This is a genomic window from Dyella sp. (assembly GCF_051954575.1).
GTDB lineage: Bacteria > Pseudomonadota > Gammaproteobacteria > Xanthomonadales > Rhodanobacteraceae > Dyella_B.
In genome coordinates this window covers 1-15,351 of record NZ_JBQCHP010000046.1, presented here as the reverse complement: position 1 = coordinate 15,351, position 15,351 = coordinate 1, and the positions used below count along the sequence as shown (strand labels likewise).

The following is a 15,351-nucleotide window of genomic DNA, read 5'->3' as shown; positions in this document are numbered from 1 at the left end:
TGGATGACTTGATCAAGCGAACGTTGGCGCTCGAGAAGCTCGTCAACCAGAAATGATCTGCGGCTCTCACTGCGACGGGTCGTGAAGTCTCGGCGCCAACAGCGCCGACGATATGCCGGCATCCTGCAGATGCATCGGCAGCGGCCGGCCAAGAACCAGATGCGCACAACTTTCGCCCATCGCCGCGCTGGTCTGGATGCCGTAGCCGCCTTGCGCGGCGATCCAGAAGAAGCCTTCCGCATCAGGAGCGAAACCGCCAACCAGGTTGCCGTCAGCGGCGAACGTACGCAGGCCGGCCCAGCTGCGCGTCGGTCGACGGATGGTCAGCGTGGTGGCTTCTTCGATGCGATCGATGCCCAGCGCGATATCGAAGTCTTCCGGTTGCACGTCATGCGGATGCACGTCGTCGGCATTGGCGGGTGAGCCAAGCAGCAGGCCGGCGTCGGGTTTGAAATAGAAGGTTTCGCCGATATCCATCACGAACGGCCAGTGCGCGGTATCGATGCCTGCGGGCGGCTCGAACAGGAAGGCGGTGCGTCGCCTGGCTTGCAGGCCGAGCGGTTTTACGCCGGCGAGCCGTGCGACATCGTCGGCCCATGCGCCTGCCGCATTGAGCAGCAGCGGTGCACGAAACAGGGTATCGCCGCCATGGAGTTCCCATGCGCCTTGCGTGCGCTCGATGGCCTTGATGTCGATGCCGGTCAGCATACGGCCACCTTGTTCGCGCAAGCCACGAAGGAAACCCTGGTGCAGTGCGTTGACGTCGATATCGGCGGCGCCCGGTTCGAACAGGGCCGATTGCGCGGCCTCGGGCTTGAGCACCGGGACCATGGCTTGCACGCTGGCTGCATCGAGCAGACGCAGGTCGCGCGTATGCGGCGCCATGGTTTGGTACTGGGCGTGGATTTGTTCGGTTTGCTCCGCGCTGCCGATCATCAGCGTGCCGCGTGGTGAAAGCAGGGGATGTTCGGTAAAGCCGGCTGGCGGCTTTTCCAGGAACGGACGCGTGGCGCGCGAGAGTGCGCGTACCTGGGCGGAGCCGTAGGTTTCACTGAACAACGCTGCCGAGCGACCCGTTGCATGCATGCCGGGCCACGCTTCGCGTTCCAGCAACAGCACGCGCGCATAGGGTGCAAGGAACCATGCGGCCGAGGTGCCGGCCATGCCGGCGCCGATGATGACGGCATCGAAGTGCTGGGTTTGCATGGGGGATGCGTGTCCTTTTTTTTATTTGCAACGTGCGATCAGCTTTGCATTAGGCGCATGACGCTGACATAGGCTACTGACGCCATGCATGCCGTGATCTGCTCCCTCCCCTGCGGTAGCAGGGGAGGGCTGGGGTGGGGTTGCTTGGGCTTTAGCGCGTAGCCAAATTGCTCCATGATCTTTTTGCCGGTAAGAAGATGTACCTTGCTGCGATATCGGCTTCCTGCCGCTCGCTACGCTCGCACCCCACCCTAACCCTCCCCTGCAAGCAGGGGAGGGAACGTATTCCGCGAGCATCGCCATCCATTCAAGGCTCCAGCACTTGCTGTATGCGTTCCAGATTCGCCATCCACCGCGTGCGTCGCACGGCATCGGCTTCGCATAGCCGCACGAAGACACCATCCAGCAAATGCTGCAAGGCCGATTGATAAAGCAACGACTGGATATACGGCCTATCGTCATGTGCCGAGACCAGCAAGGCCATATCGGCCAGCGCGCGCAAGGGATTGGCGGTGTGGCGGGTCACGCTGATCACGCGGCCGCGGCGTTCGTGGAAGTAGCGGCTGATCTTGCACAGGGCAGGGTGGTTACCATGTTCGGAGAACACCACCAATACATCATCAGGGCCTGCCGCCGATGCGTTGGCGATCATTCTCGCGGTATCGAAGTTGTGCACGGTAAGCATGCCGAGCAAGGACAGCTTTAGCGCGAAACTTCGCGCATGGACGTCGTCCTCGCCCAGGCCGATGACGAATACCTTGCCGCTGTCGCCGGCGTGGCCGATGGCTTCGGTAACGGCGAGCAATGCCTGCGGCGGATTGATCAGCCGGGTGGCTTCCTCGGCCTCGGATTTCAGCCACCACAGGTTGCCGGCAAGCGATTCTTCAGTGTCGCCGTTGCTGCGGGTGGCAGCTTCCTCGCTGTCGCCGTTGAGGGCGCGAGCAATCGCTTCACCAACGGAATATTTCAGATCCGGGTAGCCCTTGAAGCCCAGTTTCTGCGTGAACTTCACCACGCTGGACTGGCTGATGCCCAAGGCATTGGCCAACTGCTGCGAGGAGTAGTCGCGCAGCAGTTGCGCATTGTCGAGGATGAAATCCGCGATGCGGCGCTCCACCGCCGACATCTGGTCACGCTCGGAACGGATCTTGATCAGGGGCGACATGTCAGGCCGCGGCTTCAGTGACAAGGTTGCGGATCTCGCGGATCCCCAAGCCCGGTGCATCGGTGACGGAAATTTCCGCTTCGTTGAAAATCACGCCGCCTTCCACCGGGTTGTATTGGCACAGCGACGGGCCATCCAGATCCACCTTGGTGATTACATCGGCTCTGGCCACCGCCACGTGTACGGCGGCGGCCACGCTGATTGCCGATTCGAGCATGCAGCCGATCATGCATTCCACGTTGTGCATGGCGGCGATGTCGGCAATGCGGATGGCGTTGGAGATGCCGCCGGTTTTCATCAGCTTGATATTGATGATGTCGGCGGCGCGCAGGCGGATCAGTTCGATCACTTCCATCGGCCCGAACACGCTTTCGTCGGCCATCACTGGCGTATGCACGCGCTCGGTGACGTAGCGCATGCCGGCCAGGTCGCGCGCCTTGACCGGCTGCTCGACCAGTTCCAGCTTCACGCCGGCATCTTCCAGCGTGTGCAGCGCGTAGACGGCCTGCTTGGCGGTCCAGCCCTGGTTTGCATCCAGGCGCAGCAGCGCGCGGCCTTCGACGGCGGCGTAGATGGCCTTGACCCGTTCGATGTCCACGCCGATGTCCTTGCCCACCTTGATCTTCAGCGAACCGAAGCCGCGATCCACTGCGCTGATGGCATCGGCCACCATCTTGTCGATGTAATCCACGCTGATGGTGATGTCGGTGGTGATCACCGGATCGCCACCACCCAGAAGCTTGTAGAGCGGCGCGTTATACAGCTGTCCCCACAGGTCGTACAGCGCGATTTCCACCGCTGCCTTGGCGCTGGAATTCTTCTCCATCGACGACTGCACCAGCTGGGTGAGGCGATTGAGGTCGGCGATGTCCTGGCCGATCAGGCGCGGGGCGATGTAGTGACGGATCGCATCGATGATGGAGCCATGCGTGTCACCGGTGATCACCGCGGTGGCAGGCGCTTCGCCATAACCGGTGTGGCCGGTATCGGTGGTGATCATCACTACGATGTCGTCCACCTGGTTGACGGTGCGTAGCGCCGTCTTGAACGGGGTCTTCAGCGGTACCCGCAGCATGCCGAATTGGATGTTGGTGATTTTCATGGGTTGCGGCGTCTATGTGATTCGGTAAGTCGCACTATTTGGAGGCCCGCGCATGCACGGCTGCGTTTTCGCGCTGAGGTTCACCCAGATACACAATACTGGTCATGTGATCGATAAAGCTGCTGCCGTCCTTGCCGTCCTTGCCGTCCTTGCCGTACAGCAGCGGCAGCAGGGGCGTGACGGAGACGGAGTTGAGATTGATCTCGGCCACCGTGCCGTCGGGCTTGCGATAGCTGATGCTGCCCACATCGTGGATCACCCATGGCTGCCCCTGCCATTGGCCCAGCACCATCATCACGTGACCAGGAATGTAGACCAGGTCGCCACGCTGCAATTGCAGCGCCGCTTTAAGGCGTGCCTCGTGGTTGTCGGCGTCGGTGAACAGGCGATGCGGCAGGGCGGGGCTCTTGGCCTGGTCGCCGGTGTTGCGCGGCATTTGTACGCCCATGCTGCGATAGACGTCGGAGACGAAACCGGAGCAATCGCGCCCGTCATAGGAGTGACCCCAACCATAGCGCTCGCCGAGAAACTTGAACGCCTGCGTGATCAGCTGGCGTGGCGTCAGCGGCAGGTAGTCGGCGGCGGTGTCGGTGTTTTTCTGCAATAGCGCGGGCACCAGTTCAAGGCTGCCATCGTCCTTGCGTACCGGCAATTGCAAGACGTGCGCGGCATACGCGGTCTGGCCGTTGACCGGCTGCTCGGGCGGCAAGCCTTGCAGCAGCGGTACGCGCGTGCCCATGTCCAGTTGCAGTTGCGATACCGCCAGTTGTTCAGGCGTGAACACGGTGCGGACGCTATCGCCGGTGACGATGCGATACGGTTTTTTCGCCGCGTAGCCGAGTACCACATCCTTCGGCGCCATCGCCACGGATTGCCGCTGCATCCAGGCCGCGTAACGCGGGCTCAGCACGAACAGCCATTGGCCGTCGCGGCTGGTATGGATGATCGCCACCGGCGTGCCGGGAAATTCCGCGCTTTCCTGGAAACGGTCGATATCGGTGTCGCCGCGATGGCTGAAGACGCGTAGCGTGGTGGGAAAGCTGCGCAGTGCGGCGCGTTGCACCACCAGGCCATAGCGCACGGTTTGCTGCGCGGGAATGGTGTCGAGCGCCACGTCGTTGACCAGGCTGTCCAGCGTGCTGGCGGGAACAGGTTGGCCGTGCACGTCGTACAAGCTGCGCTCGGGGCGTTTGGACATGCGCTCGATCCAGGCCGTCACCTGCGCACGCGGCAAGCTGGCGGGCAGGGCGGCCAGGTCGTGCATGGTGGAATCTTGCGCCAGCAGCCTGGCGTTCTGCGCATCGATGTCGGCGCGGCTCAAGATGGGCTGATCGGGATGCGCTTGCAGGCCGATCCAGAAATCAGGGCTCAGTTGCGCGTCGCTGATGCCCGGCACACCGTGCGGAGGAATCGGCAGCGTATCCGCGGCGCGCATGGATAGCGGCGACAGTGCCAGTGCGAGAACAATGGCGAAGAGGGACATGCTGCGGGCCATCGTTTCTCTCCTGCGCGGCCGGATAGCCGGCGGGTATTTTCCAATGAAACGACGCGCGCGCAGCGCTTGCGCGTCACCGCAGGATCGTGCGGCGAGGCACGCCGTGGCGGCGAAAGCTGACCAGGCTGAAGCAAACACCCTCTCTCCTTCCTGCCCGGAACCGGCGGCGTGACGCCACCTTGGAGCCCAGGGCTGTCGACGAAAAATATTTATTCCCTAACTCGCCTAGTCAAAGAATAAATTATTGACCGCCGATTGCAAGCGTGTTACACAACCTGCCGGGGCGCGGCGGGAGTCTTCTCATGCAGGTGGCGTCGGGCAGTACATGCAAGACCATGCCGTGCCGGTTTCGCCTGGTGATGGCGCTGGCCATGTTGATGGCATCCTGGGCGGTGGCAGCCGGCACGTTGGACGACGTAAGCCGAATGGTCGACGCGGGGCAGTTCAAGGCGGCCAATGCGGCCATCGACCAGGCTTTGGCGCAACCGAGGCTGGACGCTGCCGCACGTGATGCATGGCTATTCCAACGCGAACGCATGCGCCGCATCCTGCTCGACTTCACGCTGGATGCCGATGCCATCAAGTCGCGCCTGCGCAAGCAGATTCCCGATCTGCGCGACGACGAATTCACGCGCTGGGACGACCAAGGCCTGCTTGAACGCATGGTGATCGATGGCCGCGTGCTGTATTTCAAGCGCGATTCGTCCAACCTGTTTCGCCTGAGCGCCGAAGCTGCTGCGCGGCGTGCCCATCCCACACCGTTCGACGACAGTCCGCTGGAGGTACTGGGCGATCATCACCGCACCGTACGCCAGCAGGCGCTGGCCGAACAGCGCACCAGCGTGGCGCCGCATCGCGTGCGTATTACCCAGACGTTGAAGGTGGATGCCGATGCGGTGCCCGCCGGACAGACCCTTCGCGCGTGGATTCCGTATCCGCGCGCATTGCCTGGGCAGCAGCAAGACATCCGCTACGTGAGCAGCGAACCGGCGCAGCATCAGATCGCACCGGACACGACACCGCAACGCACGATTTACTTCGAAAAGCCGGCGCAGGCCGGCAAGCCCACCACGTTCTCGGTGACTTATGAGCTCACCATCTATGCGCAATATCACCCGATCGATCCGGCCAAAGTGGTGCCTGCAGCACTTACGCCGGAACTGAAGCCGTATGTGGACGAACGCCCGCCGCATATCACGTTCACTGAGCCGCTGCGCCTGTTCTCGCGGCAAGTGGTGGGGAACGAGCAGAACCCCTATCGCATCGCCCAGAAACTGTTCGCCGCGGTGGACGAGATTCCATGGGCCGGCGCGCGCGAATATTCCACCATCGGCAACATCAGCGATTACACGCTACATGCAGGCCACGGCGATTGTGGGCAGCAGACGTTGCTGTTGATCACCTTGCTGCGCATGAACGGCATTCCCGCGCGCTGGCAATCCGGCGCGATCTTCGCCGAGGGCGATTACAACGACATCCACGACTGGGGCGAGCTTTATCTCGAACCTTATGGCTGGGTGCCGGTGGATGTCACGTTCGGGCGGCTGCATCCAAAACCATCCGATGACGCAGCGCTGGAATGGTTCTATCTCGGCGGACTGGATGCTTACCGCATCGCCTTCAACAGCGATTACGGCCAGCCGTTGGTGCCGGCCAAACAGTTCTTTCGTTCCGACACCGTGGATTCGCAACGGGGCGAAGTCGAGTGGCGTGGCGGCAACCTCTACTACGACCAGTGGCATTACGACTTTGCATGGAAGCTGGTGCAGGAAAACGCAAGTTCGTAAAGCTCTTCACCCAGGCGTTCGCCGGGACGACAAGCGCGAAGTAAACGTCTTAATCGAGGTTCGAAGCTGATCAGGTCCATTCATCAACACTGCTAACGCATCCATCGGGAGTCAGGGTATATGGGCAACAGGGGATATTTCCTCAAGACTGTGCTGGCGGTGGCCATTGGCCTTGGCTTGTCGGCGCAGGCGATGGCAGGCAACAACGACGGTGCGGTGGTGGGGCATACCCAGGCCAATGCCACGGTCACCATCACCAATACGGCTACCGGCTTGACGCGCACCATCGTCGCGGACGAGCACGGCAACTATCGCTTTCCCTTCCTGCCGGTAGGCCAGTACACGCTTACCGCCAGCAGCGCGGGCAAGACACTGGGCGAAACGAGAGATGTCACGGTGTCCCTGGGCAACACCACTACCATCGATGTGGGCACGCAGCCCAATGTGAAGGAGCTGGGCACCGTCAACGTGGCAGGCAGCATCTTGCCGGTGATCGATGTCACATCGACGGAGTCGGCGACCAACCTCACCCATGCGCAATTGCTGCGCTTGCCGGTGGAACAGAACGTGGCCTCGGTGGTGCAACTTGCACCCGGCGTGGTCAAGGGCAACGCCGGCTTCGGCGGCATTTCCTTCGGCGGTTCGTCGATTGCCGAGAACGCGTTCTACGTAAACGGCCTCAACGTCACCGATTTCTATAACCGCAACGGTTTCTCCGAGGCGCCGTTCGATTTCTACCAGGAATTCCAGGTGAAAACGGGCGGCTATTCGGTGCAGTTCGGCCGCACCACCGGTGGCGTGGTCAACGCGGTGGCGCGCTCGGGCACCAATACGTTCAAGTACGGCATCACCGAAACCATCGAGCCGGACGACTGGCGCTCCGCCGCGCAGAACCGCTACGACGCCAGCGGCAATCGCTACATTACTGCCGACCGCGATGGCGAGTCGCTGTACAAGACCAACCTGTGGGCCTCCGGCCCCATCATCAAGGACAAGCTGTTTTTCTTCGCCATGTACGAGCGGCGCCAGCATCCGTACAACAGCACGGACGATCTTGGCGAGGTGATGAACGACCATCATGACAACAACGGTTTCTGGGGCGCCACCATCGACTGGAACATCACCGACAAGAACACCTTGTCGCTGATGGCGTTCTCCGACAGGGATCGCGACACCGCCGATGTCTACGAATACGACTACGGCAGCGACACGCGCGGCAAGCGCAGTAATGTGGTGCACAACCAGACCGGTGGCCGCAACTGGGCGCTGACCTGGAGCAGCTATCTCACCAACGATTTTTCTATGAAGCTGATGTTCGGCCGCAACCAGCGCATGGCCAATACCGTGTCGCAGCTGGATGAGGCCTGCAATCGCGTGGTCGCCACCAACGACATCCTGGCCGAGTATCCGCCCGGCGCAGCATTGGGCTGCACCACCAGCTCCACCGTGTATGCACGCACCGATACGCGCACGCAGTATCGCGCCGACTTCGAGTGGACACTCGGCAGCCATCTGCTGCGCTTCGGCTACGACCACGAGAAGAACGTATCGGTGTACGCGCAGCACTACGCCGGCCCCGATGGCTACTACTACAACGTCTATGCCGCCTCGCCCGGCAGCAGCATTCCCAATGGCGGCGTGGTGCCGCCCGGCTACGACGGCTATGTGCGCGCGCGCCAGTACGTGATTGCCGGCACCTTTCCCAGTATCAATTCGGCGGTGTACCTGGAAGACAACTGGTCGGTCACGCCGAACCTGGTCATCAACGCCGGCGTGCGCAACGACAGCTTCAACAACGAGGCGGCCAACGGCGCCAGCTATATCAAGATCACCAAGCAGATCGCGCCACGCCTTGGGTTCTCCTGGGATGTACGTGGCGACGCCAGCATGAAGCTGTTCGGCAATCTCGGCCGCTACTACCTGCCGGTGGCGAACGTGATCAACATCAAGCAGGCCGGCGGCTTGCTCGATCGCCGCACTTATTACGCCTTCGGTGGCTGGGATACGCTCACCCTCAACGGCGTGCCTTATGTGATACCCAAGCTCGGCCCACAGCTCGGGGCCGTCGATGAGTCGCAGGGCAACGGCACGGTGGGCGATTTCCGCTCCGAAGTGTCCAGGAACATGGATCCGGTATACCAGGACGAGGCCATCCTCGGTTTCCAGCAGTTGCTTACCCCGCAATGGTCATGGGGTGTGCGCGGCATTTATCGGCGCATGCACAACGCGATCGACGACATGCAGATCAGCGCCACGCCGCAATGCGGCGGCGACGGCTACGTGGGCTGGGTGATGGCCAACCCGGGCAAGAACGTGACGGTGTGGGGCGATACGCATTGCACCGGCAAGGCCGATGGCTGGATCACCATCGACACCTCCAAGTACGGCTGGGCGATGTATGACGCTGATGGCAAATACCTGGGGCAGCGCGGTTGGGTAAAGCCCAGGCGCTCCTACGCTGCCATGGAGTTCCAGGTCGATCGCGCGTGGGACGAGAAATGGGCGCTCAACGTTTCGTACACGATTTCCTGGAACCGCGGCAACGCGGAAGGCCCGGTCAATTCCGATACCGACTTTGCCGACACCGGCCGCACCGAGAACTGGGACAACCCTTATGTGAATCTCGCCAACGGCTTTCTGCCCAACGATCGCCGCCATCAACTTAAAGCGCGCGGCACCTATGCGTTGACGCCGCACTGGCAACTGGGCGCCGATCTCAATCTCGCCTCCGGCGGGCCGATCACCAGCTACGGCGTGGGCAACCCGTTCGATGCCACCAACTACTACAGCTATTACATTTGCGTGGACAAATGCGGTTTTATCCCCGGACAAGTCGATGCAAGCGGCAACCCCGTACCGTATCCGTCCGAGCAACGCGTCTATCGCGAAGTAAGCCGCGGCAACTATGGCCGCCTGCCATGGACGTATACGGTCGATGCCAGCCTTACCTACCTGCATCCATTCTATGGCGGTAACCTGCGCATCAAGCTCACGGCGTTCAACCTGTTCAATCAGCAACGCACGGTGCAGGTGGACCAGAACATGCAGACCAGCATTTCCTCGGACATCAGCAGCACCTTCCTGCAACCGTTGATTTTCCAGCCGCCGCGCTATGTGCAATTGATGATGGCTTTGGATTTTTGACCTCCCCGGCCCGCGCATGTCGCCGGGCCGTTTTTTTGAAACCGCCGCATCACCGGATCACCGCATGCTATCCATCGCACTGCTCGCCCTGGGAATGGCCGTTGGCGCCGCGCAAGCCGGCGATCCGCCGATCACCCTCGATACCCATGTCGATATCCCGTTCACCTATATGCGCGAGCCGCGTTTCGACGTGGGCAAGAACACGCCGCTGCTGGTCGACCTGGGCAAGATGGAACGCGGCGGGCTCAACGCAGCCTTCTTCGTGATCTGGGTGCCGCAAGGCCCGCTCACCGCCGAAGGCTACGCCAAGGCGGTTGCCCAGGCGGAGGAAAAATACGACGGCATCGGTCGCATGCTGATGCAGTATCCCGATCGTATCCGGCTCGCCACCACGTCCACGCAAGTGATGGCCAACCACCGCGCCGGTTTGCTGTCGGCGATGATCGGCATCGAGAACAGCTACTCGCTAGGCCATGATCTGCACCGTCTCGATGCCGCTTACGACCGTGGTGCGCGCTACGTGGGGCTGGTGCATGTCGGCAATAACGATTTGTGCAGCAGCTCCTTGCCCGACGCCAAGCACGGCGAGCCAGCGATGAACAGCGCGGACGATCACGGCATGACGGCGTTCGGCCGGCAGGTGGTGGAACGCGCCAACCAGCTCGGCATGATGGTGGATATCTCGCACGCCTCGGACCGTTGCGTGCAGGATGCCTTGCGTTACTCGAAGGCACCCATCATCGCCTCGCATTCCGGTGCGCGCGCCGTGCTCGATCATCCCCGCAATCTGCCGGACGATCTATTGCGTGCGATTGCCGCCAAGGGTGGCGTGATCCAGGTGGTGGCGTACAAGGAATTCCTGAAGCACGATCCTGCACGCGAAGCTGCCGAGAAGGCCTTGCAGCAAGCCGTGGCCAAGGCCAACGGCGATGCCGAGTACGACAGCGACAAGCACGATTATCTGCCGGCGATGGCCAAGGGCATGGTGGAAATCGAAAAAAATCATCCCTTGCCGACCCTGGATGATTTCGCCGGCCAGATCCAGCACGTGGTGAAGGTGGCTGGCATCGATCACGTCGGCATTGCGTCGGATTTCGATGGGGGAGGGGGTATTACTGGATGGATGGATGCGAGCGAGACGCGCAATGTCACGGCTGTGTTGCGCAAGCGTGGGTTCAGTGATGCGGATATCGCCAAATTGTGGGGCGGGAATTTGTTGCGTGTGTGGGGTGAGGTGGAGCAGGGAGCGCGGGATCAGGCTCAGCCGTGAATCGGCGCCACCCCCTTCTGACGAACGACTAAAATAAATACCTCACCGTCATTCCGGCGAACGCCGGAATCCAGTTTTAATATGTTGTGCGAAGCACTCAAAACCTTATGTGGTGTCCTTCGGACGCATATTTACACTGGATTCCGGCGTTCGCCGGAATGACGGCGAGGCAGGATGGAGGGGTATGGCAAAACAGATTTCTCGTTCCGCTTGGCTACGGAAACCATCGCTAAAGAGACTGAGCACAGGCTTGGCATTGCTTGCACTTGGCCTGATCGCGCCTCCCATCGCAGCACAATCCCCCAACCCCTACGACACCATCATCAACGCCATCATGGCCCGCTATCACCTGCCGGGTATCGCCGTCGGCGTGATCGAGCATGGCAAAGTCGTCTACACCGCCACACGCGGCGAAACCGTGGCCGGCTCAGGTCAACACATCACCACACAAACCCAATTCAAGATCGCCTCCAACAGCAAGGCGATGACCACCGCCTTGCTCGCACGCCTGGTCGACCAAGGCAAATTGCATTGGGACGATCCGGTCACTAAGTACTTGCCGGATTTCCGCATGTACGACGCGTGGGTGACCACCAACATGCGGGTAGCCGACCTGCTGACGCATTCCAGCGGTTTGCCCGAAGGCGGCGGCGATCTGATGCTGTGGCCGGAGCCCAACGACTTCACGCGTGCCGACATCGTCCACAGCTTGCGCTTCATCAAGCCGGGTTACAGCTTCCGTTCCAAATACCAGTACGACAACCTGCTGTACGTAGTAGCAGGCGAAGTCGCTGCCGCTGCGGGCGGCGCGCCGTATGAAACCCTGATGCACCGCGAAGTATTCGAACCGCTGGGTCTTTCTCGCTGCGTGGTGGGCGAGGGCAGTGGCAATGTGGCGCAGCCGCATGCTCGCGAAGACGGTCGCAATATCCCGTTGCACGATGCTTCGCTTGCGTCGGTGATGACGTCCGCGCCGGCCGGCGGCATTCGCTGCGACCTCGACGATATGCTGCGCTGGGCACGCAACTGGCTGGCGCCTACGCCGGCGCAACTGCAATGGCTATCGGCACAGCAGCGGCGCGTGCTGCAATCGCCGCAGATGCTGATCCCGGTATCCGAACAACGCCAGAGCTGGGATCACGCCCACGTCATGGCCTACGGCTACGGCTGGCGCATGGCCGACGCCGATGGCGTGTGGACGGTATGGCATACCGGCACCTTGAATGGCATGTATTCCGAACTGATGCTGTTGCCCGATCGGCAGAGCGGTTTCGTGTTCATGATTAATGGCGAAGCGGAAGATGCACGCACCGTGCTGAGCGAGGTGCTGCTGAAGCACTTTACGACACCGGGCGACACACGCGGTGTGGCGTGGTATGCCGATGCCGTAGAGCATGCCGGCAAGGAGCAGCGCGCCCACGCCGCGGTGCCGGATAGCGCAGCGGCGAAACTGGCCGAGGTCGCCGCACTGGCAAACTGGACCGGTCGTTACCGCGATCCCTGGTTCGGCGAGATCCTGCTTTGCACGCGTGGCGATCGCATGCATCTGGCGTCGACCAAGTCGCCCCGTTTCAGCGGCGAGGTGCGGCGCCTGGGCAAGCGTTATCTTGTGCGCTGGGATGACCGTAGCGTATCGCCCGATGCCTGGCTCGATTTCCATCCGGCCGCTTCCGGCCAGCCGGTTTCCTTGACCATGGCCAAGCTCGACCCACAGGGCGATTTCAGTTCCGACTATGAAGACCTGCATTTTGAGCGGATCGGAGCCTGCCCATGAAAGCCTCGCATAGTGATACGCGCCGATTCGCCGTCTTGCTCATGACCTTGTTCTTTGCCACTGGCCTGACGCATGCATCGAGCGCCGGCGCCATCCATAACGCCGACCGGCTGATGCAGCCTTATACCGGCAACGTACCCGGCGCGTCGCTGCTGGTGATCAAGCACGGCAAGATTCTGCTGCGCCGGGGCTATGGCATGGCGGACCTGGAACACCATATCGCCGCCGCGCCTGCCACCGATTATCGTTTGGCCTCGGTCAGCAAGCAGTTCACGGCCGCCGCCGTGCTATTGCTGGTGGAAGACGGCAAATTGAAACTCGACGATTCCATTCGCCATTGGCTGCCTACGCTGCCGCCCTTTGCGGATCAGGTAACGTTGCGCGAACTGCTAAGCCATACCGGTGGCTTGCTCGATTACGAAGACTTGATCCCTCCCGGTACCACCCGCCAGCTCAACGATAGCGACGTGCTGCGCATGATCAGCGCCACCACGCGCACCTATTTTTCGCCCGGCACGGCGTATCGTTACAGCAATACCGGCTATGTGTTGCTGGGTTTGGTGGTGGAGAAGGCCTCCGGCATGAGCCTGCAGGATTTCCTTAAGCAGCGCATCTTCGCGCCGCTGCATATGGATCACACGCTGCTCTATGTGCATGACGCGAGGACGGTGTCGAACCGCGCCTACGGTTACAGCAACATCGATGGCAAGTGGCAGCTGACCGACCAGGATCTCACCAGCGCAACGCGTGGCGATGGCGGCATCTACGCCAGTGTCGACGATCTGGCCAAGTGGGATGCGGCGCTTTACGACAACCGCCTGCTGAGCGATGCCTCGCGCAAGCTGGCCTTCAGCGCGCATGCGAAAGTGGTGGGCGAGTCCTATCAGGCGGACTATGGTTTCGGGTGGCGCATCACCGGCGATACGCTTTGGCATTCCGGCGAGAGCATCGGTTTCCGCAACGTGATCGTGCGCTGGCCAAAGCAGCAGCTTACGGTGATCCTGCTCAGCAATCGCAATGCGCCGGAGCCTTACCGTACCGTGCTGGCGATTGCCGCACCGTTCCTGGACCATTGAGCATGACGTTCATCCATCGCAAATTCTTCCGCATGGCCGCGCTGATAGGCGTGTTGCTGCTGGCTGCTTGCGCACATGCGCCGCCACGCAATCCACTGGCCACCTGGGTGGCTTCACCCAACTACGATGCGCGCCGTCCGGTATTGATCGTGCTGCATTACACCGAGCAGCAATCCGTGCAGCAGAGCCTGGAAACGCTACGCAGCAGCAACAGCGGTGGCCCGGTCAGCGCGCACTACCTGATTGGCAGCGACGGCCATATCTACCAGCTGGTGGCGGATGAGCGGCGTGCCTGGCAGGCGGGGCAGGGACGCTGGGGCACCATCACCGACGTCAATTCCGCCTCCATCGGCATCGAGCTGGATAACGATGGCCACAGCGCGTTCGCCCAGCCGCAGATCGATGCGCTGTTGCGCTTGCTGACCGATCTCACCACGCGCTGGCGCATTCCGCCCACGCAGATCATCGGTCACGAAGACCTTGCCCCTGGCCGCAAGGTCGACCCGGGCCCGTTGTTTCCATGGCAGCAGCTGGCCGCGAACGGTTTCGGCCTGTGGCCGCGCGGCGCGCTGTGCGATGCGCCCCCCACGTTCGATCCGTGGATGGCGCTGGCCGCCATCGGCTATTCGCTGGATAACCGTGCTGCTGCCGTAAGTTCGTTTCATCATCATTTTCGCGGCATGGAGGGCGACGAACTCGACGCGCAGGATGCGCGCATCCTGCAGAACCTCGTACAGCAGATCATGTCGGGCGCGAACACCTGCCTGACGCCAACGGTGGCGGGAGAGCGCTGAACCATGCAAACCCGCTCATCCCAGCGCGAATTCATGGGGCATCCGCTCGGACTTAGCGTGCTGTTCCTCAGCGAGACCTGGGAGCGGTTTTCCTTCTACGGCATGCGCGCACTGCTGGTCTATTACATGACCAAGCGGCTGGACATCGCGCAGGCGGACGCGTCGCTGATCTACGGCGCCTATACCGCGATGGTCTATTTCACGCCGATATTCGGTGGACTGCTGGCGGATCGATGGCTGGGCAAGCGGCGCTCGGTGATCATCGGCGGCGCCACCATGGCGCTTGGCCATTTCATGATGGTGTTCGAGCCGCTGTTCTATCCGGCCCTGGCCGTCATCGCGATCGGCAACGGATTTTTCCTGCCCAGCCTCACCAGCCAGATTCGCGGGTTGTATCGCGACGACGATCCGCGCGGCAAGATCGCCTACAACATCTACTACGCCGGCGTGAACCTCGGCGCCTTTGTCGCACCGCTGGTATGCGGTTTTCTGGGCGAGCGCCATGGCTGGCATTGGGGCTTTGCGATGGCGGGTATCG

General features: G+C 61.7%; 11 protein-coding genes. 7 read left to right on the top strand and 4 right to left on the bottom strand.

Annotation, left to right across the window (positions count from 1 at the left end; translation table 11 throughout):
- Positions 1-66: 66 nt before the first annotated feature.
- From ACTHNE_RS06795 to ACTHNE_RS06780, 4 genes are all read right to left on the bottom strand, one after another.
- Entirely contained in the window at positions 67-1,206 is a 1,140-nt protein-coding gene (locus ACTHNE_RS06795; protein ID WP_440268835.1) for an NAD(P)/FAD-dependent oxidoreductase, read from the bottom strand.
- A 307-nt stretch (positions 1,207-1,513) separates the two neighbouring features.
- Positions 1,514-2,371 (bottom strand): MurR/RpiR family transcriptional regulator, encoded by an 858-nt coding sequence (locus ACTHNE_RS06790; protein ID WP_324942080.1) that lies wholly within the window; start codon positions 2,369-2,371, stop codon positions 1,514-1,516.
- 1 nt (position 2,372) lies between these two features.
- On the bottom strand, positions 2,373-3,473 hold the full coding sequence (locus ACTHNE_RS06785) for a dipeptide epimerase (protein WP_324942083.1): 1,101 nt from the start codon (positions 3,471-3,473) through the stop codon (positions 2,373-2,375).
- A gap of 34 nt (positions 3,474-3,507) precedes the next feature.
- A complete protein-coding gene (locus ACTHNE_RS06780; RefSeq protein ID WP_440268834.1) occupies positions 3,508-4,956 on the bottom strand; it encodes a C40 family peptidase in 1,449 nt (482 codons plus the stop codon).
- 314 nt (positions 4,957-5,270) lie between these two features.
- Between ACTHNE_RS06780 and ACTHNE_RS06775 the strand changes: the two genes are divergently transcribed.
- From ACTHNE_RS06775 to ACTHNE_RS06745, 7 genes are all read left to right on the top strand, one after another.
- Positions 5,271-6,755, top strand: a complete 1,485-nt coding sequence (locus ACTHNE_RS06775) for a transglutaminase-like domain-containing protein (protein ID WP_440268833.1) — start codon at positions 5,271-5,273, stop codon at positions 6,753-6,755.
- Positions 6,756-6,875: 120 nt separating this feature from the next.
- Positions 6,876-9,899, top strand: a complete 3,024-nt coding sequence (locus ACTHNE_RS06770) for a TonB-dependent receptor (RefSeq protein ID WP_440268832.1) — start codon at positions 6,876-6,878, stop codon at positions 9,897-9,899.
- Positions 9,900-9,963: 64 nt separating this feature from the next.
- Positions 9,964-11,169, top strand: coding sequence for a dipeptidase (locus ACTHNE_RS06765; RefSeq protein ID WP_440268831.1), 1,206 nt, complete (start codon positions 9,964-9,966; stop codon positions 11,167-11,169).
- Positions 11,170-11,503: 334 nt separating this feature from the next.
- On the top strand, positions 11,504-12,943 hold the full coding sequence (locus tag ACTHNE_RS06760) for a serine hydrolase (RefSeq protein WP_440268836.1): 1,440 nt from the start codon (positions 11,504-11,506) through the stop codon (positions 12,941-12,943).
- On the top strand, positions 12,940-14,019 hold the full coding sequence (locus ACTHNE_RS06755; protein WP_324946446.1) for a serine hydrolase domain-containing protein: 1,080 nt from the start codon (positions 12,940-12,942) through the stop codon (positions 14,017-14,019). Before ACTHNE_RS06760 ends, ACTHNE_RS06755 begins: the two co-directional genes overlap by 4 nt.
- Before the next feature lie 2 nt (positions 14,020-14,021).
- A complete protein-coding gene (locus tag ACTHNE_RS06750; protein WP_440268830.1) occupies positions 14,022-14,813 on the top strand; it encodes an N-acetylmuramoyl-L-alanine amidase in 792 nt (263 codons plus the stop codon).
- 3 nt (positions 14,814-14,816) lie between these two features.
- The coding region (locus ACTHNE_RS06745; protein WP_440268829.1) for a peptide MFS transporter at positions 14,817-15,351 on the top strand (535 nt) is incomplete at its 3' end.

Coding starts and splice junctions, on each gene's coding strand:
- ACTHNE_RS06795 (WP_440268835.1), bottom strand. CDS start 1,206: ATGCAAACCCAGCACTTCGATGCCGTCATCATCGGCGCCGGCATGGCC.
- ACTHNE_RS06790 (WP_324942080.1), bottom strand. CDS start 2,371: ATGTCGCCCCTGATCAAGATCCGTTCCGAGCGTGACCAGATGTCGGCG.
- ACTHNE_RS06785 (WP_324942083.1), bottom strand. CDS start 3,473: ATGAAAATCACCAACATCCAATTCGGCATGCTGCGGGTACCGCTGAAG.
- ACTHNE_RS06780 (WP_440268834.1), bottom strand. CDS start 4,956: ATGTCCCTCTTCGCCATTGTTCTCGCACTGGCACTGTCGCCGCTATCC.
- ACTHNE_RS06775 (WP_440268833.1), top strand. CDS start 5,271: ATGCAGGTGGCGTCGGGCAGTACATGCAAGACCATGCCGTGCCGGTTT.
- ACTHNE_RS06770 (WP_440268832.1), top strand. CDS start 6,876: ATGGGCAACAGGGGATATTTCCTCAAGACTGTGCTGGCGGTGGCCATT.
- ACTHNE_RS06765 (WP_440268831.1), top strand. CDS start 9,964: ATGCTATCCATCGCACTGCTCGCCCTGGGAATGGCCGTTGGCGCCGCG.
- ACTHNE_RS06760 (WP_440268836.1), top strand. CDS start 11,504: ATGGCCCGCTATCACCTGCCGGGTATCGCCGTCGGCGTGATCGAGCAT.
- ACTHNE_RS06755 (WP_324946446.1), top strand. CDS start 12,940: ATGAAAGCCTCGCATAGTGATACGCGCCGATTCGCCGTCTTGCTCATG.
- ACTHNE_RS06750 (WP_440268830.1), top strand. CDS start 14,022: ATGACGTTCATCCATCGCAAATTCTTCCGCATGGCCGCGCTGATAGGC.